Origin of the sequence: Ensifer sp. LC384 (assembly GCF_001695865.1) — a bacterium.
Lineage (GTDB): Bacteria > Pseudomonadota > Alphaproteobacteria > Rhizobiales > Rhizobiaceae > Ensifer.
Genome location: NZ_MBST01000079.1, coordinates 1 through 628, shown reverse-complemented (window position 1 = coordinate 628; position 628 = coordinate 1). Strand labels below are relative to the sequence as shown.

Here is a 628-nt window from a genome sequence, read left to right as displayed (position 1 = left end):
GACTCAAGCAGTTCCGAAGGGTCGCTACTCGCTTCGAAAAAACCGCCGAAAACTACCTCGCAGTCGTCACTATCGCAGCAATCGTTCTATGGATCAGATAACTGTCCACACTTCCTAGGCCGGCATGGTCGAAAACGGCACTCTCCTCTTGAAGGACGGGAGCCTGATGGCGGGCTGGTATTTCGCCGGCCCAGACTCCGAAAGCGCCACTGATCTCGAGAGGAACGAGCTATCGCGTCAGGTCAACGCGATCCTGTCACGACTTGGCAGCGGCTGGATGATCCAGGTCGAAGCCATCCGTATTCCCACGGTCGACTACCCTTCAGAAGATCGCTGTCATTTCCCAGACCCGGTGACGCGCGCAATTGATGCCGAACGACGGGCGCATTTCGCACGCGAGCAGGGACATTTCGAGAGCAAGCACGCGCTCATCCTCACCTATCGGCCACCTGAACCCAAGAAAATAGGGCTTAGCAAATACGTCTACTCCGACAAAGAAAGCCGCAGGAAGGGGTCGGTTCCGGCTGGGGGCGGAATGACACTCTAAGCGCTTGCGGCCTTGGGCCAGAGATATTCGCCTGTCAATAATATGTGCGCCCAACCCAGCGGAGAGATGTGCGCCAGAAGT

Annotated in this window: 2 pseudogenes; both read left to right on the top strand. The window is 57.0% G+C overall.

What is annotated here, in order from left to right:
- Positions 1-101: pseudogene (locus BC363_RS34035) on the top strand (IS5/IS1182 family transposase); the annotation flags it as partial.
- Positions 102-124: 23 nt separating this feature from the next.
- Positions 125-511 (top strand): annotated as a pseudogene (locus BC363_RS31915) (conjugal transfer protein TrbE); the annotation flags it as partial.
- Positions 512-628 lie beyond the last annotated feature (117 nt).